At 65.1% G+C, this 18,565-nt stretch carries 17 protein-coding genes; 6 read left to right on the plus strand and 11 right to left on the minus strand.

Translation table 11 applies throughout. The features are described from left to right. Window positions 1–4 precede the first annotated feature (4 nt). The 4 genes from msrA to denD all read right to left on the minus strand — a co-directional run bounded on the left by msrA (window position 5) and on the right by denD (window position 4,313). The gene (gene msrA / locus AC07Y0_RS00540; RefSeq protein ID WP_028739155.1) at window positions 5–514 is read right to left on the minus strand and encodes a peptide-methionine (S)-S-oxide reductase MsrA; all 510 of its coding nucleotides are present in this window, start codon (window positions 512–514) and stop codon (window positions 5–7) included. Between the two features lie 120 nt (window positions 515–634). Then, window positions 635–2,419 carry an IlvD/Edd family dehydratase gene (locus tag AC07Y0_RS00545; RefSeq protein WP_498673490.1) on the minus strand — a complete coding sequence of 595 codons (1,785 nt, stop codon included), beginning with the start codon at window positions 2,417–2,419 and terminating at the stop codon, window positions 635–637. Next, on the minus strand, window positions 2,416–3,333 hold the full coding sequence (locus AC07Y0_RS00550) for an NAD(P)-dependent oxidoreductase (protein WP_498673492.1): 918 nt from the start codon (window positions 3,331–3,333) through the stop codon (window positions 2,416–2,418). Before AC07Y0_RS00550 ends, AC07Y0_RS00545 begins: the two co-directional genes overlap by 4 nt. Then, entirely contained in the window at window positions 3,330–4,313 is a 984-nt protein-coding gene (denD, locus tag AC07Y0_RS00555) for a D-erythronate dehydrogenase (protein ID WP_498673494.1), read from the minus strand. Before denD ends, AC07Y0_RS00550 begins: the two co-directional genes overlap by 4 nt. Before the next feature lie 179 nt (window positions 4,314–4,492). Between denD and AC07Y0_RS00560 the strand changes: the two genes are divergently transcribed. The 6 genes from AC07Y0_RS00560 to AC07Y0_RS00585 all read left to right on the plus strand — a co-directional run bounded on the left by AC07Y0_RS00560 (window position 4,493) and on the right by AC07Y0_RS00585 (window position 10,943). Then, entirely contained in the window at window positions 4,493–5,941 is a 1,449-nt protein-coding gene (locus AC07Y0_RS00560; RefSeq protein WP_498673496.1) for an FAD-binding oxidoreductase, read from the plus strand. A gap of 34 nt (window positions 5,942–5,975) precedes the next feature. Beyond that, entirely contained in the window at window positions 5,976–6,692 is a 717-nt protein-coding gene (locus AC07Y0_RS00565) for a FadR/GntR family transcriptional regulator (protein ID WP_498673499.1), read from the plus strand. 207 nt (window positions 6,693–6,899) lie between these two features. Beyond that, window positions 6,900–8,069, plus strand: a complete 1,170-nt coding sequence (locus AC07Y0_RS00570; protein ID WP_498673500.1) for a fumarylacetoacetate hydrolase family protein — start codon at window positions 6,900–6,902, stop codon at window positions 8,067–8,069. 11 nt (window positions 8,070–8,080) lie between these two features. Next, window positions 8,081–8,614, plus strand: a complete 534-nt coding sequence (locus AC07Y0_RS00575) for a TRAP transporter small permease (RefSeq protein WP_498673502.1) — start codon at window positions 8,081–8,083, stop codon at window positions 8,612–8,614. Continuing rightward, the gene (locus tag AC07Y0_RS00580) at window positions 8,614–9,891 is read left to right on the plus strand and encodes a TRAP transporter large permease (protein WP_498673505.1); all 1,278 of its coding nucleotides are present in this window, start codon (window positions 8,614–8,616) and stop codon (window positions 9,889–9,891) included. The genes AC07Y0_RS00575 and AC07Y0_RS00580 overlap by 1 nt, the downstream gene beginning before the upstream one ends. 47 nt (window positions 9,892–9,938) lie before the next feature. Next, window positions 9,939–10,943 (plus strand): TRAP transporter substrate-binding protein, encoded by a 1,005-nt coding sequence (locus AC07Y0_RS00585; protein ID WP_498673507.1) that lies wholly within the window; start codon window positions 9,939–9,941, stop codon window positions 10,941–10,943. Between the two features lie 180 nt (window positions 10,944–11,123). Here AC07Y0_RS00585 and AC07Y0_RS00590 read toward each other — a convergent pair whose 3' ends face one another. The 7 genes from AC07Y0_RS00590 to AC07Y0_RS00620 all read right to left on the minus strand — a co-directional run bounded on the left by AC07Y0_RS00590 (window position 11,124) and on the right by AC07Y0_RS00620 (window position 18,509). Then, entirely contained in the window at window positions 11,124–11,999 is an 876-nt protein-coding gene (locus tag AC07Y0_RS00590) for a DMT family transporter (RefSeq protein ID WP_498680151.1), read from the minus strand. 80 nt (window positions 12,000–12,079) lie between these two features. Next, window positions 12,080–13,282, minus strand: a complete 1,203-nt coding sequence (locus AC07Y0_RS00595) for a mandelate racemase/muconate lactonizing enzyme family protein (RefSeq protein WP_498673509.1) — start codon at window positions 13,280–13,282, stop codon at window positions 12,080–12,082. 95 nt (window positions 13,283–13,377) lie between these two features. Beyond that, window positions 13,378–14,223, minus strand: a complete 846-nt coding sequence (locus AC07Y0_RS00600) for a fumarylacetoacetate hydrolase family protein (RefSeq protein ID WP_498673511.1) — start codon at window positions 14,221–14,223, stop codon at window positions 13,378–13,380. A 22-nt stretch (window positions 14,224–14,245) separates the two neighbouring features. Further along, entirely contained in the window at window positions 14,246–14,992 is a 747-nt protein-coding gene (locus AC07Y0_RS00605) for an SDR family oxidoreductase (protein ID WP_498673513.1), read from the minus strand. A 185-nt stretch (window positions 14,993–15,177) separates the two neighbouring features. Next, entirely contained in the window at window positions 15,178–16,203 is a 1,026-nt protein-coding gene (locus tag AC07Y0_RS00610) for an Ldh family oxidoreductase (protein WP_498673515.1), read from the minus strand. A gap of 90 nt (window positions 16,204–16,293) precedes the next feature. After that, window positions 16,294–17,205 (minus strand): dihydrodipicolinate synthase family protein, encoded by a 912-nt coding sequence (locus AC07Y0_RS00615; protein WP_498673517.1) that lies wholly within the window; start codon window positions 17,203–17,205, stop codon window positions 16,294–16,296. A gap of 161 nt (window positions 17,206–17,366) precedes the next feature. Further along, window positions 17,367–18,509, minus strand: coding sequence for a M24 family metallopeptidase (locus AC07Y0_RS00620; RefSeq protein ID WP_498673518.1), 1,143 nt, complete (start codon window positions 18,507–18,509; stop codon window positions 17,367–17,369). Window positions 18,510–18,565: the final 56 nt, after the last annotated feature.

Here is an 18,565-nt window from a genome sequence, read left to right on the forward strand (position 1 = left end):
CCTGTCAGGCAGCGCGGCGCGGCAGTTTCCAGTTCGGCCGCGGAAAATGGCAGGTGTAGCCGTTCGGAATGCGCTCCAGATAATCCTGGTGCTCCGGTTCCGCTTCCCAGAAATCGCCGACGGGCTCGACTTCGGTCACCACCTTGCCGGGCCACAGGCCTGACGCGTTGACGTCGGCGATGGTATCCTCGGCCACGCGCTTCTGCTCGTCGCTGGTGTAGTAGATCGCCGAGCGATAGCTCATGCCGACGTCATTGCCCTGACGGTTCGGCGTGGTCGGGTCATGGATCTGGAAGAAGAACTCCAGCAGGTCGCGATAGCTGATCTTCGACGGATCGAAAGTGATCTCGATGCCTTCGGCATGGGTACCGTGGTTGCGGTAGGTGGCGTTGGCCACGTCGCCGCCGGTGTAGCCGACGCGGGTGGCGAGAACGCCGGGCATCCTGCGGATCAACTGCTGCATGCCCCAGAAGCATCCGCCAGCCAGTACGGCGCGTTCGGTGTTTGTCGTCATGCCATCCTCCTTCCGTGTGGGTTCCGCCCTTAGATGGGGCGTGCGGCCCGCAACGTCAAACGCGCGGGCCGCAGGGCACGAGGATGTGATCGCGGAAGGGCTCCCGCGACCCGCTGGGCGTCAGTGGTTGTGACGCGGTGGCGTCCTGGCGATCTGACGGAAGTCGTCCGCGCCCTTGATCGTCGCGCCCTCGGAGAGCTGCGTGACGGTCTGGCGATAGATCCGCTGCCACGGGGTCGCGTCGGCGGGCACCTTGGGGATGCCTTCGCCCTTGCGACGCTCGATCTCGGCCTCGTCCACCAGCATGTCGCAATGACCCTCGTTGAAGTCGATGCGGATGATGTCGCCGGTTCTCACCCAGGCGAGACCGCCACCGGCCGCACTTTCCGGAGAGGCGTTGAGAATCGACGGGCTGTCGGCGGTGCCTGACTGACGGCCGTCGCCGATCGTCGGCAGGCTCATGATGCCCTTCTTCAGTAGGTGATCCGGCGGCTGCATGTTGACCACTTCGGCCGATCCCGGCCAGCCGAGCGGGCCGGCGCCGCGGATCACCAGGATCGTGTTCTCGTCGATGTCGAGTTCGGGATCGTTGATGCGCTTGTGGTAGTCCTCTGAACCATCGAACACGACCGCCTTGCCGTCGAACACGCCTTCCCTGCCGGGCTCGCACAGATAGCGCTCGCGGAAGCCTTCCGACACGACGCTCATCTTCATGATGGCGAAGTCGAACAGATTGCCCTTCAGCACCAGGAAACCGGCGCGTTCGCGCATCGGCGCGTCGTAGGGCTTGATGACTTCGCGGTCGTCGGATTCGCGGCCCTGCAGGTTGTCGGCCATGGTCTTGCCGGTGACCGTCGGACAGGAGCCGTCGAGCTTGCCGGCATTCAGCAGTTCCCACATGATCGCCGGTACGCCGCCGGCGCGGTGGAAGCGCTCGCCGAGATAGGCGCCGGCCGGCTGGACATTGGCTAGCAGCGGAATGTCGAAGCCGTGCACCTGCCAGTCGTCCGGGTGCAGTTCGACGCCGGCGTGCCTCGCCATGGCGGCGAGATGCGGCTGCGCATTGGTCGAGCCGCCGATCGCCGAATTGACCTTGATGGCGTTGAGGAAGGCGGCGCGGGTCAGGATGTCGGACGGCTTGATGTCCTGAAGGACCAGTTCCACGGCGCGACGGCCGGTGCGATAGGCCATCTGGCCGCGCTCGCGGTAGGCGGCCGGAATGGCGGCGCAGCCGGTCAGGGACATGCCGAGCGCCTCGGCCATGGCGTTCATCGTCGAGGCCGTGCCCATGGTGTTGCAGTGGCCGACCGAGGGGGCAGAATCGAGCGCCGCCTCAAGGAATTCCTCGCGGGTGATCTCGCCCGCGGCAAGCTTGCGGCGCGAGCGCCAGATCACGGTGCCGGAGCCGACCAGATCGCCGTCATGCCAGCCGTCGAGCATCGGACCGCCGGAGAAGACGATGGCCGGCAGGTCGACGGTGGAGGCGGCCATCAGCGCCGAGGGCGTGGTCTTGTCGCAGCCGGTGGTGAGGATGACCCCATCGAGCGGGTAGCCGTAGAGGATTTCGACCAGGCCCAGATAGGCGAGGTTGCGGTCGAGCGCCGCGGTCGGACGCTTGCAGTTCTCGAACAACGGATGGGTGGGAAACTCGATCGGAATGCCGCCGGCGTCGCGAATGCCGTCGCGCAGGCGCTTGGCGAGGTCGAGGTGGTGGCGGTTGCAGGGATTGAGGTCGCTGCCCGACTGGGCAATGCCGATGATCGGCTTGCCCGAACGCAGCTCTTCCGGCGTCGTGCCGTAGTTCATGAAGCGCTCGAGATAGAGCGCGGTCAGATCGATATGGTCGGGATTGTCGAACCAGTTCTGGGAGCGCAGGCGTCGGCCGGTCTTGTTTCCTTCGCTCATTGGTTCTCCTCCCGCTGGCGATGATTGATCTTTTCGAGATGCAGCAGCAGCCCACTATGGTCTTTCTCACCGCCGCCGTCTGCGACGAATTCGCGGAATTCGTCGCGCACCTTGGCGGTGAGCGGCAGCTCGAGGCTGAACAGGTCAGCCATGGCGGCGACCGCGTCGAGGTCTTTTAGCTGCAGCCGCGACGGGCCGCCCGGCGCGAAGCTGCGGCTGACCATTCGGCCGCCATGCAGGTCGAGGATGCGGCTCTCGGCAAAGCCGCCGCGGATCGCGTCGCGGAATTTCTCGCGGCTCGCGCCACCGGCCTCGACCAGGATCATGGCTTCGGCGACGGCACCGATGGTGATCGCGACGATCTGCTGGTTGGCGAGCTTGCAGATCTGGCCGGCGCCCGAGGGGCCGACATGGGTCACCCGTCCCAGCGCCGCAAAGACGTCTGCGAGGCTGTCGACAATGGCCGCATCGCCGCCCGCCATGATGGCCAGCGTTCCCGCCTCGGCGCCGACCACGCCGCCGGACACGGGCGCATCGATATGGTGTACCTGCCGCTTGGCCAGCGTTTCGGAATGCTCGCGGGCGATCGGCGGGGCGATCGACGAGGTGTCGACGACGATGGCGCCGGGCTTCAGGGCGTCGGCGACGCCCTGGTCGAACAGAACATCCGTCACCGCCTTGCCGTCGCTCAGCATGGTGAAGACGATGTCGGCACCGCGTACAGCGTCGGCAGCCGTGGGGGAAACGGTCGCGCCGTCGGCGGACAGGGTTTCCGCCTTGGACAGGTCACGGTTCCAGACGGTGACGGTGAGGCCGGCCTTGAGAAGACGACGCGCCATCGGCGCGCCCATCAAGCCGGTGCCGAGAAAGGCGATCCGGCGCGAGCCCCGTCCTGTGCTGGCGGCGGAGGTCACAGCTTTCCCCCCAGTTCGTCTTCGATGTGCACGCGGATGATCTCGTCGAACGAGTTTTCGGCGGTGAAGCCGAGCTCGCGGGCGCGCTTGGCCTCGAAGCCCGGAGCCCAGCCGGCGCACATGCGCATGACCATCTCGTCCGGTTCGCGGCGGATGAGGCTGACCGCCTTGTCGCCGGCAACGCGCCGCAGCGCCTCGATTTGCTCACCGACCGTTGCGCTGAGGCCCGGCATGGAGAGGTTGCGGCGCGGGCCGACCTTCTCGACGTCGATCGTCGCACCGTGGATCAGGAAGCCGACGGCTGAGCGGGGCGACGCGTGCCAGTGGCGCACGTCGTCGGAGACGGGAAGAACGGCTTCCTGGCCGACCAGTGGTTCGCGCAGGATGTTGGAGAAGAAGCCGGAGGCTGCCTTGTTCGGCTTGCCCGGTCGAATGCAGATGGTCGGAAGACGGACGCCGATGCCGTCGAAGAAGCCGCGGCGCGAATAGTCCGACAGCAGAAGCTCGCAGATGGCCTTCTGGGTGCCGTAGCTGGTGAGCGGCGTGGTGTGGAATTCGTCCGGGATCGGATAGGGCAGGGGCGCGCCGAAGACGGCGATCGACGAGGTGAAGACGACCCGCGGCTTGTAGCCGTCCTGGCCGTTGGCGATGCGGATGGCGTCGAACAGGTAGCGTGTACCGTCGAGATTGATGCGATAGCCCTTCTCGAAATCCATCTCGGCCTCGCCCGAGACGATGGCCGCGAGATGGAAGATCGCGTCCGGGCGGTCGGCGATCAGGCGCTCGGCTTCACCGGGTGCGGAAAGGTCGACGGTTTCCAGCGTCACCTTACCGGTGAAACCGGCTGGAGCGTCGGGCGTGACCACGTCCACCAGGGTCATGGCGTCGATCGCCTTGCCGCCGAGCGTGCCGTCGCGCGTCAGGCGATCGGCGAGTTTGCGGCCGACCATTCCCGCGGCGCCAATGATCAGGATATGCATGGATTTCCTCCTCCTGCAGGGCCTGTCGCTCCGATTTGACGAATGACAAGCCGCTCAAAACAAATATTGTAAGGTTGTCTGATAACCTTATATGATAAGTTTGAAAACAGAATAATTGGCAATCCCCATCGCTGACGCTAGCAGAGTTTGGCGGGGTGGGGCACTCGGAGAATGCGACCTTGATCGGACGGAGCGGAGCGGTAGCGGCAGCGGATGACCAGCAGGAGGCACTCGTCCGGGCACTTGGCCCGGACATGGTTCTGGTTGGTGATGAGGTCGGGCGCTATTGCCGCGACTGGCATGGGGACGTGACGACCGGTGCGGTTGCCGTCCTCAGGCCCCGGACCACCGACGAGGTCGCGGCGGCCGTCAAGGCTTGCGCGTCTCTCGGCCTCTCGATCGTTCCGCAGGGCGGCAATACCGGCCTGGTGCTCGGCGCCGTTCCGGACCAGCCGGGCAGCCAGGTCGTGCTCAGCCTCGAACGCATGACGGCGATCCGGCGCATCGACGCGGACGATTTTTCGGCCGTGGTCGAGGCAGGCTGCATTCTCTCGGAATTCAAGGATGCGGTGGCGCGCGAGGGCATGTTCTTCCCGTTGGCGCTCGGCGCTCAGGGTTCCTGCCGGATCGGTGGCAATGTCTCCACCAATGCAGGCGGCATCAACGTGCTGCGCCATGGCATGACGCGGGAACTGGTGCTCGGCCTGGAAGTAGTGCTGCCGGACGGCACGGTCTTCGACGGACTGTCGACGCTGCGCAAGGACAATCGCGGCATCGATCTCAAGCAGCTCTTCATCGGCGCCGAAGGCACGCTCGGCATCATAACTGCCGTCTCCGTCAAGCTCATGCCGGAGCCCGACCAGGTGGCGACCGCGCTTGTCGGCCTGAATGCTCTTGACGATGCGATCGTGCTCTATCGCCGTGCGCGGCGCGATTGCTGCGATCTGCTGTCGGCCTTCGAGTTCATGCCGCCGCTGGCCTTCGTCCTCGCCCGCGAGGCGATCCCCGATCTTGCCATGCCGATGTCGGGCGACTACCCGGCCTATGTACTGATGGAAATCTCGGGCTCGGGCCTCGTCGACATCGACGACCTTATGGAGCGTTTCCTCGGTGGGGTGATGGAGGAAGGGCTGGTGGCCGACGGCGTGATCGCCACGTCGAAGGGCCAGGCGCGCAATCTGTGGCTCTTCCGCGAAGGCATGAACGAGGGGCAGGCAAAGCGGGGCCCGCATCTGCGGACGGATATTTCCGTGCCCTTGTCGCGGCTTGCCGATTTCGTCCGCGATGCGGAGGCCGCCGTCGCCGCCGCGCTGCCGGATTGCGTATGCGTTTCCTACGGCCATGTCGGCGACGGCAATGTGCATCTGAACGTCCTGCCGCCTGCGGCGCTTTCGCCGGAGCAGTGCGCCGCGCAGATCTATCAGGCCAAGGCAGCCATCAATGTGGTGCTTGACGCCTATCATGGTTCGATCAGCGCCGAGCATGGCATCGGACGCCTGAAGAAGCCGGATTTCGACGCGCGGCTGCCGGCGGTTCAGCGCAAGCTGCTGACCGCGCTCAAGACCGCCATCGATCCTACCTTCGTCATGAATCCCGGTTGCCAATTGAATTTCGTACAGAATTCCTAGAAAACCGCTGGGGGCGACAAGGAGACGGGGCAGCATGTCGGTGGATTTCGGTCATATCAGGCGCAATGAGCATTTGCCGGCGCGCATCGCGGCGCAGATCGGACGCGACATCGCCGAGGGCCGCATTCTGCCCGGCGAGAAGCTGCCGACCGAGCATGTACTGGCGAAGGGCTTCGGCGTCAGCCGCTCGGTGGTGCGCGAGGCGATCGCCCAGCTTCGCAACGAAGGGCTGGTCGAGACACGGCAGGGCGTCGGCGCTTTCGTCACTGAACAGCGTGCGCGACAAACGATCCGCATCGAGCAGGACGACCTGCATGATCGGGAGAGTTTCCGCGAGCTGTTCCAGCTGCGTCTGCCGCTGGAAATCGAGGCGGCGGGGCTCGCAGCGGTCCATCACGACCAGACCGACCTCGACAAGCTGGACGAAACGCTTGCCGCCATGACCGGCGCAGACAAATGGACCGACCAAGGCATCGTGGCCGATCTCGCCTTTCATCGGATCCTGGCAGCGGCCACAAAAAACGAGTACTTCACGCTGTTCATCGGCTTCATTGCCGAGCGAATCAGCCTGGCCATCAACGCGGCGCGCGCCGCGGCCGTGCTCGAGGAAATCGTCGAAGTGACCATCGCCGAGCATCTGGCCATCCGCGAAGCTGTCGCGAGCCGCGACCCGCAACGGGCGCGCGAGGCCATGCGTCGCCACCTGCTCGGAGCCACCGGCCGTCTCGGCCTGCAGCTCGAATCCTATTGAACGCGCGTTCGCCGCATTCGGCCGGACCGAGTGCGGCGCTTATGCATCTTTTCGGAAGTTGGAATTCAATCGGGAAACCTATGTTCGGCGCTGGACAGCTGGAAAGAGTCCGACTAAAACGTTTCAGCATTGTTGTCAGACATCCTGACAATAGGGCAAGGTGAGCTGGAGGGCGCGCCTGCAGACATTCAACGGGGGAGGGTTGTCTTGAGTTCCACGCATTCGCTGAGCGCCGCGCAGATTTTGCCAGACGATGCCGCCGAGGCCTTGCTGGTCGGGCGCGTGTGGTCGAAAGCCGTCGATGGGCCGTGCCCGGTCCTCGTGCGCAATGGCCGCCTGCTGGATATCTCGCCGTTCGCCGCGACCGTTTCCTCGCTTCTCGAAATCGACGGCATCGCTGCCCGCCTGAAGGGTGCGAGCGATCTCGCCGAACTCGGTTCGCTCGACGATTTCCTCTCCGGCCAGGCCGGTGAACTTCTGGCGCCGGTCGACCTTCAGGCGATCAAGGCCGCCGGGGTGACCTTTGCCGACAGCATGCTCGAGCGGGTGATCGAGGAGCAGGCCAAGGGCGATGCCTCGCGGGCCCTGGACATCCGCAAGCGTCTGGCGCCGGTCCTCGGCGACAGTCTGCGCGGCGTGGTCGCCGGCTCCGAGCAGGCGGCCCGCGTCAAGGCTCTGCTGCAGGACATGGGGCTCTGGTCGCAATATCTGGAAGTCGGTATCGGTCCCGATGCGGAGATATTCACCAAGGCCCAGCCGATGTCGGCGGTCGGCTGTGGCGCGCTGGTGGGCATCCACCCCATTTCCGAATGGAACAACCCCGAGCCGGAAGTCGTGCTCGTGCTGCGGTCCTCCGGTGAAATCGTCGGTGCGACGCTCGGCAACGACGTCAACCTGCGCGACGTCGAAGGTCGCTCAGCCCTGCTGCTCGGCAAGGCCAAGGACAACAATGCCTCCTGCTCGATCGGCCCCTTCATCCGCCTGTTCGATCAGTCCTTCGGGCTGGAGGAGCTTGGCCGCGTGCGGGTCTCGCTCAAGGTCGAGGGCAAGGACGGCTTCGAGATGACCGGCGAAAGCCCGATGGAAGCGATCAGCCGCAAGCCCGCCGACCTCGCCCGCCAGCTCATCAACCGCAATCATCAGTATCCGGACGGCGCGGTGCTGTTCCTCGGGACCATGTTCGCCCCGGTCAAGGACCGGCGCGGCGCGGGCCAGGGCTTCACCCACGAACTCGGCGACCGCGTGGAGATCGCCACGCCCAGACTCGGGCGCCTCGTCAACTGGGTGGAGCGCACCGATGCCTGCCCGCCCTGGACCTTCGGCACGAAGGCGCTGATCCGCAACCTGGCCGCCCGCGGCCTGCTCGACAAGGTGTGAGGGGACTGACCATGCAAAGGGCAATCGACACGTTCTATCGCATCCTCGAGATGCTGCTGATCTTCTTCCTGTCGGCGATGGCCGTGATGGTCTTCGTCAACGTCATCATGCGCTATGCGATGAATTCGGGCATCGTCGCCTCGGAAGAACTGTCGCGCTATTTCTTCGTCTGGCTGACCTTCACCGGGGCGGTGGTCGCCTTCCGGGAACATGGTCATCTGGGTATCGAGACGGTCGTGATGTTCCTCTCCCGCCGCGGACGGATCATCTGCATGATCCTGTCCAACATCATCATCCTCGCCTGCTCGGTGATCTTCTTCTGGGGCACCTGGAAGCAGTTCCCGATCAATGCCAGCATGAAGGCGCCGGTCACTGGCCTGTCGATGATCTGGGTCTATGGCATCGGTCTGTTCACCGGCGGCGGCATGGCGATCATCGCCTTCGAACGGCTGATCCGTCTGCTGACCGGTCGGGTGACCGACGACGAAATCGCTGCTTTCGCCGGCGAAAATCTTACTCTCGAGCAGTTGGCGGAGCGTACCTGATGACACTTCTCGTCTTTATCGGTTCGCTTCTCGGAGCGATGGCGATCGGTGTTCCGGTTGCCTTTGCGCTGATCTTCTGCGGCGTCGTGCTCATGTCCTACATGGGCATGTTCAACACCCAGATCATCGCCCAGAACATGATCGCCGGGGCCGACACCTTCACGCTTCTCGCCATTCCCTTCTTCATCCTCGCCGGCGAACTGATGAATTCCGGCGGTCTGTCGCGGCGCATCATCGATTTTGCCATTGCCTGTGTCGGCCATATCCGTGGTGGCCTCGGCATCGTGGCGATCATGGCTTCGATCATCATGGCCAGCATTTCCGGTTCGGCAGCTGCCGATACCGCGGCGCTCGCCGCGATCCTGCTGCCGATGATGGCCAAGGCCGGCTACAATGTTCCCCGTGCAGGTGGCCTCATTGCCGCCGGCGGCATCATCGCCCCGGTGATCCCGCCGTCGATGGCCTTCATCGTCTTCGGCGTCGCCGCCAACGTCTCGATCACCCAGCTGTTCATGGCCGGCATCGTGCCGGGTATCATGATGGGCATTTCGCTGGTGATCGCCTGGCTGATCGTCGTGCGTAAGGACAATGTCCAGCCGCTGCCGAAGGCACCGATGAAGGAACGCCTGACGGCCACCGGCCGCGCGGCCTGGGCGCTTGGCATGCCGGTCATCATCCTCGGCGGCATCAAGGCCGGCATCATGACGCCGACGGAAGCCGCGGTCGTCGCCGCTGCCTACGCGCTGTTCGTCGGCATGGTCATCTACCGGGAACTGAAGCCGAAGGACCTGCCGCACGTCATCCTGCAGGCGGCGAAGACGACCTCGGTCATCATGTTCCTGGTATGCGCCGCGCTCGTCTCGGCCTGGCTCATCACGGCGGCGAATATCCCGGCGGAGATCGCCGGCTACATCGAGCCGTTGATCGACCGTCCGATGCTGCTGATGTTCGTGATCATGATCCTCGTGCTGGTGGTCGGCACGGCGCTCGACCTGACGCCGACGATCCTGATCCTGACGCCGGTGCTGATGCCGATCATCAAGCAGGCGGGCATCGATCCGGTCTATTTCGGCGTCCTGTTCATCATGAACAACTGCATCGGTCTGATCACGCCGCCCGTCGGCGTCGTGCTCAACGTCGTGAGCGGCGTGGCCAAGATCCCGCTCGGTAAGGTCACGACGGGCGTCTGGCCGTTCCTGCTCGCCCAGACGATCGTGCTCTTTCTCCTGGTCCTGTTCCCGGACCTCGTGCTCGTACCCGCCCGCTGGCTGCACTGACAGCCCGCAGGCCCGACTTCTCGCTCAACCATCCATGGGAGGATAATATGAGAAAACTGCTTCTGACCACCACTGCCATCGCCTTCGCCTGCTCGGCCGCTGCCCCGGCTTTCGCCGAGTTCTCCGAGCGCAACATCCGCGTCTCGAACGGCATCAATGCCGACCACCCGGTCGGCAACGGCATCAAGGCCATGCAGGCCTGCCTGGACGAGAAGTCCGGCGGCAAGCTCAAGCTCACCGCCTTCTGGGGCGGCGCGCTCGGCGGCGACCTTCAGGCGACCCAGGCCCTGCGCTCGGGCGTCCAGGAAGCCGTCGTCACCTCGTCCTCGCCGCTGGTCGGCATCGTGCCGGCACTCGGCGTGTTCGACCTGCCGTTCCTGTTTGCCAGCGCCGACGAAGCCTACAAGGTTCTCGACGGTGACTTCGGCGACCAGATGAACAAGAAGCTCGAGGAATCCGGCCTGGTGAATCTGGCCTACTGGGAGAACGGTTTCCGCAACCTGTCGAACTCGGTTCGCCCGGTCAACAAGTGGGAAGACTTCGAGGGCATGAAGGTTCGCGTCATGCAGAACAACATCTTCCTCGACACTTTCCAGAACCTCGGCGCCAATGCCACCCCGATGGCCTTCGGCGAAGTGTTCTCGGCGCTGGAAACCAAGGCGATCGACGCGCAGGAAAACCCCTATGTGACGATCGACACCTCGAAGTTCTACGAAGTGCAGAAATACGTCACGGAAACGAACCACGCCTACACGCCGTTCCTGTTCCTCTACTCGAAGGCGATCTTCGACACCTACGCACCGGAAGAACAGGCAGCCCTTCGTGATTGCGCCATGGTCGGCCGTGACGAAGAGCGCAAGGTCATCCAGGACCTGAACAAGAAGTCGCTGGAGAAGATCAAGGCTGCAGGCATCGAGGTCAACACGCTGTCTGCCGAAGAACAGGCGCGCATTCGCGAGAAGTCGATGATCGTCTACGACAAGCACAAGGCCGAGATCGGCGCCGACGTTGTCGACGGCATCCTCGCCAAGCTGGCCGAGATCCGCAAGTAAGCGGTCCAGGTATGACGGAGAGGCGGCCGTGCTCCTTCACGGCCGCTCTCGCAGGGAAGCCCGCGGCGGTCGTCGCGGGCTTTTTCATGGGAGCGGCCTGGGCCGCGTAGCGGGCATACGAAAAGGGCCGCTTCGTCGAGGCGGCCCTTTCGTCATCCTCACCAGATTCCGTCGTGTGGCTCATGGAACGTCGAGTGGGCGGTCCGGCTGACGGCGCTTCAATTGCTGTTCGCGGAAGAAGATGAACATGCCGGAGCCGACGATCAGGGCTGCGCCCAGCATCATGGTGAGCCGCGGCACGTCGCCGAAGAACATCCAGCCGAACAGGATCGCCCAGAGCAGCAGGGTATATTGCAGCGGCGCGACGGTCGCGGCATCCGAGATCTTCAGCGCGCGGTTGACCAGCATATGCGCGCCCATGGCGACGACGCCGAGCAGCCCGAGCAGGGCCAGTTCGGAGGCCGAGGTCAGCGGCGTCCAGTCGAAGGGGGCAAAAACCAGTCCCGCAAGACCGGCCCCGCCCACCTGGAACAGGACCAGTGTCTTGTCCGGCGTGCCGCGCAGGCTGCGGCCGGAGAGCAGCATGAAGGCGAAGGCGAAGGTGCCGAGGATGGAGATGACGGCCGGCATGGTGAACATGGCGCTCGACGGCTCGAGCGTGATGATCACGCCGACGAAGCCGACGAAGATCGCGCTCCAGCGGCGCCAGCCGACCTTTTCGCCGAGCAGGAGCGGCGAGGCGGCGGCGACGTAGATCGGCGCGGCCAGCCAGTAGGTCATGACGTCGGCGAGCGGCAGATACATGACCGCGTAATAGAAACAGAACACCTCCAGGGTGGAGAAGACGACCCGGGCGAATTGCATCAACGGCCGCTCGGCCTCGAAGACCGGTTTCCTGCCGGCGCGCCAGAGGAAAGGCGCGAGGATCAGCAAGGCGGCAATGCTGCGGATCAGGATGACCTGGCCGAGACCGTAATTGGCGACCAGCCATTTGCCCATGGCGTCGTTCAGCGCGAACATCAGCATGCCGAGCAGCATGACCGCGGGGCCGGCCATGGCCCGGTAGCGGCCGCCGCCAAGCGCTGTTTCAGTGGTGTTGGACATCGGTGTCTTCTTCCGTCGGATAGCTGCGGCGTTCAGAGGCTGGACGCGTGGGAGATGCGGCGCGAGACCGTGAAGGCCCGCTCGAGTTCGGGGTTCAGTTCCATGCCAAGCCCGGCGCCCGGCGGTACCGTGATCATGCCGTTCTTTACCTCGGGCAGGGCCGTCACCAGGTCCCGATACCATGTGCGATAGAAGGCGCGCACGCTTTCCTGCACGAGCGCATTCGGCGCGTTGAGCGACAGATGGGTGGAGGCGCAGAGCACGACCGGGCCGGTGCAGTCATGCGGGGCGACTGGCAGGTGCCAGGCCTCGGCCATGGCGGCGATCTTGCGGGCTTCCGACAGGCCGCCGCACCAGGAAATGTCCAGCATCACGACGCCGGCGGCGCCGGTCTCCAGGTAGTCGCGGAAGGCCCAGCGCGAGCCGAGCGTCTCCGAGGCGGAGATCGGGGCCGGGGAGACCTCGGCATAGCGCTTGAGGCTCGACAGGCTGTCCATCTTGATCGGATCTTCGTGCCAGAAGGCCTGGTAGGGGGTGAGCGCCTTGGCGATCTGCATGGCCGGCAGCAGCTGCCACATGGAATGGAACTCGACCATGATGTCCATCTTGTCGCCGACGGCGGCACGGATCTTCTCGAAGGGCTGCAGCGCCTGCTTCAGATCCGGCATGGAGATGTACTGGCCCCGGGTCTTCTCCGCCGCGGCGTCGAAGGGCCAGATCTTCATCGCCGTGATCCCTTCTTCGAGCAGTGACTGGGCGAGTTCGTCGGCGTGATGGAGGAAGCCGTTCAGGTCGTCATAGTCGCGGCCTTCGGCAAGCCCGTAGTTGGCGGTCGTCTGGCCGGTCGCCTTCTTGATGTATTCAGTGCCGGCGCAGGTATTGTAGGTGCGGATCTCGCGGCGGGTGAAGCCGCCGAGCAGCTGGGCGATCGGCTGGCCGGTCGCCTTGCCGAACAGATCCCAGAGCGCGATGTCAAAGGCCGAATTGCCGCGCACCTCGGCGCCCGACGAACGGAAGCCGAGATAACCGACGAGATCGGCGGACAGCCGGTCGATCTCCAGCGGATCGCGGCCGATCACGCGCGGCGCGATGTATTCGTGCACATGGGCTTCGACCGTTTCGGCGCCGAAGAAGGTTTCGCCAAGGCCGGTCAGGCCCTCGTCGGTGTGGACAAGCAGCCAGAGCAGATTGGCGCGCTCGGCGACGCGCACCGTTTCAAGGCGGGTGATCTTCATGGGGCTCCTCCGGGGTATGTCGCCACTTGTCGCGGAGGCGCCGGATCTCGTCTCCTCCGGATCCGGCGCCTTTTCAGGTCAATGGGCGAATGGGTTCAAACGTCGGCTTTGAAGGTCTGCTTCTGGGTTCCGAGCCCGTCGATGCCGAGTTCGACGACGTCGCCGGGTTTGAGGTAGCGCGGCGGCTTCATGCCCATGCCGACGCCGGGGGGCGTGCCGGTGGAGATCACGTCGCCGGGATGGAGCGACATGAACTGGCTGAGGTAGGAGACGAGGAAGGCGACGCCGTAGACCATGGTGGCCGAGGTGCCGTTCTGCTTCTTCTCGCCGTTGACGCTCAGCCACATGGACAGGGCCTGCGGATCGGCGATCTCGTCCTTCGTCACCAGCCAGGGGCCGATCGGGCCAAAGGTGTCGCAGGACTTGCCCTTGGTCCACTGGCCGGCGCGTTCCGTCTGGAAGGCGCGCTCCGAGACGTCGTGGGAGACGCAATAGCCGGCGACATAGTCCAGCGCATCGGCTTGCGAGACATACTTGGCGGTCTTGCCGATGACGACGCCAAGCTCGACCTCCCAGTCGGTCTTTTCCGAGCCGCGCGGGATGAGCACGTCGTCGTTCGGGCCGACGATCGCCGACGTCGCCTTCATGAAGATGACGGGTTCGGGCGGCACCGCCATGCCGCTTTCGGCGGCGTGGTCGGAATAGTTGAGCCCGATGCAGATGAACTTGCCGGTGCCGGCGACGCAAGCGCCGATGCGCCCGTCCGCCGACAGTTCCGGCAGCGTGCTCAAGTCGAGGGCGGCGATCTTCGAAAGCCCCTCGGGCGAGATCGCCACGCCGCCGATATCGGCCACATGGGCGGAGAGATCGCGGATCCTGCCGTCCCGGTCGAGAATGGCGGGCTTTTCCTGGCCGGGCTTGCCGACGCGCATCAGTTTCATGGGGGTGTCCTTTCCAGAAGAATTAGATGGTCCAGCCGCCGTCGATGGCGAAGGCCTGGCCGGAGGTATAGGTGGCGCCGGCGATGTAGACGGCGAGATCGGCGATCTCTTCCGGGGTGCCGAGCCTGCCCATGGGCTGGCGGGCGATGAAGGCGGCGCGTGCCGCGTCATAGTCGCCCTGGGCGCGCATGCGGTCCTGCAGCGAGGGGCTCTCGACCGTGCCGGGGCAGATGGCGTTCACGCGGATGCCTTGCGTCACATAGTCGGCGGCGACCGACTTGGTCAGCCCGATCACGGCGGCCTTGGTGACGGTGTAGGCGCAGCGGTTGGGCACGCCCTTCACCGACGAGGCGACCGAGGCCATGTTGATGATCGAGCCGTCGCCGCGCTCCAGCATGGCAGGCAGGACGGCGCGGAGGGTGCGGATCATGGCGCGCACATTGAGGTCGAAGGCGAAGTCGAGATCGGCGGCCGTCATATCCATCACCGTGCCGCCATGGACGACGCCGGCGCAGTTGAACAGGATGTCGAAGGGCCCGGTCTCGGCGACGATCGCCTCCACCGCCGCATCCTTCAGCACGTCGAGCACGCGGGTCTCGAGCACGAGCCCTTCCGCCTTCGCCTCGGCCGCCAGGCTGCCCAGCGCCTCCGCATTGATGTCGGTCGCGACCACGCTTGCACCGGCGCGGGCAAAGGCCAGCGCACTCGCCCGCCCGATCCCCTGGCCCGAGGCCGTGATGAGGGCTTTCTTCTCGTTCAGCGACGCCATAATGAACGCCTCCTCCATCTTGTCATGTTGTCAGACCTCCTTGTCCGGCGGTCGACAATGTGACTGCGAACGATCGCAAGCACAACCCTTTTTCGCGGCGATTCGCCTGCTTTTTCATCATCCTTCACCGGCGCCTGGCAAGGAGCCGTCCCTGGCCGTCGCCGGGGAGACGGCTCCCCGTGCGCTCAGGCGAGAGAAGCCCGCATGGCCTTCAGTTCCTCGAGCAGGGAGGTCTGCACCGGAATGCCACGGCTTTCGTTGCGGGCGCGGGCCTCGTAGCGGCGCTGCGAGGGCAGGCGGGCGCCCTGGGTCGTGATGGCCGTGAACATGTCTTCCGCCCGGCGCATGTGCTCTTCCATGCCGCCGCCGAGGAAGACCTTCGGATCGAGTGCGAGGATCAGTTCGCCATGGCATGGGGCTGCGCCGGCGCCATCATCGAAAGCCATGGATTCGGCGCTGGTCATGTCGGCGATCAGCGGGCCGGCCATCAGTTCGATCATTGCCGAAAGCGCCGAGCCCTTGTGGCCGCCGAAGGTGAGCATGGCTCCCTCCATCGCCCTGGTGGCATCGGTCGTGTCATTGCCGTCGCTGTCGATCGCCCAGCCGAGCGGGATGGGCTTGCCGGCGCGGCGATGCAGCTCGATCTCGCCGCGGGCGGCGGCGCTGGTGGCAAAGTCGAAGACGAAGGGGTGGGAGGTGGCGCGCGGCCAGCCGAAGGCGATCGGATTAGTGCCGAAGACGGGCTTCGTGCCGCCGGCCGGCGCCACCCAGCTGTGGCTCGGTGTCATGGCGAGCGCGACGAGTCCGGCCTCGGCGATCTGTTCGACTTCCGGCCAGAGCGCGGAGAAATGGTAGCAATGATTGATCGCCATGGCGGCAATGCCGAGGCGGCTGGCCTTTGTGATCAGCTCAGGCAGGCCTTCCCGGAAGGCGAGCAGGGAATAGCCGAATTTGGCGTCGACCTTGACGATGCCGGGTGCCGAGGCGTCGACCGTCGGCACGGCCTTCGGATCGACCTTGCCCTTGCGCACCGTCGCCACGCAACCGAGCAGGCGCCACAGGCCGTGGGAATAGCACTCGTCGCGCTGGGCGGAGACGACGGACTTGGCGATCGTTGCGGCATGCCCTTCAGAAAGACCGGCCGCGAGAAGAATGTCCGTTGCGAGGCGCTTGGCGTCTTCGAGCGGGATGAATTCGAGATCCTGGGACATGGGATGGCTTTCTGTCGGGTTGAAAAAGAAAGGGCCGCCAGCGCGATGCGGCTGGCGGCCCGGAGTTCTGCAGGACGGGCCGACTGCGGCTCAGGCGGCCTTCACCGTCTTCGACGGACGGGTGGCGGCTGCCTTTTCGACCATGGCCGTGATCTCGGCGCGACGGGCGCCCTGAAGGATCATGCGTGGCATGCGGACGCGTTCGGAGCCACGGCCCATGATCTGTTCGGCGAGCTTGATGGTCTGGACCAGGTCGTGCTCGGCATCGAGATGGAGGAGCGGCATGAACCAGCGGTAGATGCGGCGGGCTTCTTCCCAGTCGCCGCGGTCGATGGCGGCGACGAGCGCGACCGATTCCTGCGGGAAGGCGCTGGTGAGGCCGGAGACCCAGCCCTTGGCGCCGAGCATCATGCCTTCAAGCGCCACGTCGTCGAGGCCGGCGAAGATGTCGAAGCGGTCGCCGAATTCATTGAGGAGGTCGGTGAAGCGGCGGGTATCGGGCGCGCTTTCCTTGACGGCCTTGATGTTGGCCACGCCTTCGAGCGCGCGCAGGACGTCCGTGCCAATGTTGACGCGGTAGGCCGGCGGATTGTTGTAGAGCATGATCGGCAGCGAGGTCGCTTCGGCGACCGTCTTGAAATGGGCGACCAGTTCTTCGGGCTTGGGTACATAGACCATGGCGGGCAGAAGCATCAGGCCGTCGGCGCCGGCCTTTTCCGCGTCGCGGGCATAGGCGACCGCGCGGCGGGTGTCGAATTCGGAGACGCCGGTGATGACCGGAACCCGGCCGCCGACCACTTCGACGGCACCCTTGAGGATGGCGCGCTTCTCATCCGGGTCGAGCGAGTTGTTTTCGCCGCAGGTACCCATGACGATCAGGCCGTGCACGCCGTCGTTGACCAGCGCGTCCTGCACCCGGCGGGTGTTTTCGAAATCGATCGACAGGTCTTCGTTGAATTGGGTCGTTACAGCGGGAATAACGCCGCGCCAGCCAGTGGTCATCGCAATCTCCTTGGGTTGGTGTGATATATCAGTATACAGTTTGTCGACAGAAGGCAAGGCGGGGCTGCGGGTATTTTTTCGAGGCAGGTCTTGTTGACGGTCGCGTTCATCCGTCGCCCGGCACAGTGCTGCAGAGGGCACCGGCACGCGCTACGGGTGGATCAGGCGAAGGGCTCGATCGGACTCTTGGCGGGCTCGGTGAACCACTGAGGTCCCGCACTGGTCATGTGGATGTGGTCTTCGAGGCGAATGCCGAACCGGCCGGGCACGACGATCATCGGCTCGTTGGAAAAGCACATGCCCGCTTCGAGAGAAGTGCGGTTGCCGCGGACGATATAGGGTTCCTCGTGGATCTCCAGCCCAAGACCGTGGCCGGCGCGGTGCGGCAGGCCGGGCAGCGCGTAGTCCGGTCCGAGACCGTGGCGGACGAGGACGACGCGGGCGGCGGCGTCGAGGCTTTCGCAAGGGGCGCCGAGCCGCGCGGCGTCGAACACGGCCTGCTGCGCCTCCCGCTCGATCGCCCAGATCCGGGCGAATTCGGCGGACGGCTCGTCGAGCATGTAGGTGCGGGTGAGGTCGGAATGGTAACCGTCGATGCGGCATCCGGTATCGACCAGGATGACATCGCCCGGCTGGTAGGCCTGGTCGCCGTCGGCGCCATGCGGCAGCGAGGTCGCCTCGCCGAAGGAGACGATGCAGAAGCTCGAGCCGCCCTCGGCCCCCAGCGCGCGGTGCTGGTCGTCGATGAAGCGGATGACTTCGGAGGCGCGAATGCCGGGTTTGATCAGGGCGTGGGTGCGCCTGTGGACCTCGAGCGTGAGGTTCATGGCGTATTGGATGATGGCGACTTCGCTCTGCGACTTGCGCAGCCGCTGGCGACGGATGATCGACCCGCCGTCGATCAGGCGCTCGGGCCCGAACTGGCGGGCCAGTGCGTGATAGACGAAGAGCGGCAGGGCGTCGTCGAGGGCCAGTAGCTCGCTCGGACCGAGCAGGGACGCGACGAGCGCGGCGCTGCTTTCCTCCTCCTGCCAGACATGGATTTCACCCGGCAGATGGGGAATGCTCTCGACGCGGCTGAGCTCGAAGCCCGGCACGATGTAGTGCAGGGCGGTTGCGGTGACCACGGCGCCGACGAGGCGCTCGCTCTGATGCCAGACGAGGCCGGTATAGTAACGCAGGCTTTCGGTCGAGCCGAGCAGAACCGCACCTATCCGCTCTTCGGCCAGCACCGCCCGCAAGCGGGTCAGCCGCTGGGAGCGTTCCTCATTCGAGATCGGTGCCGGGAAAGGGTGGGCATTCATCGTGTCTTCCTCTTCGATGAAAATGGCGTGGGCTGTCCATCGAAACCATTGGGCCG

The organism is Allorhizobium sp. GW101-3B10 (assembly GCF_059424725.1).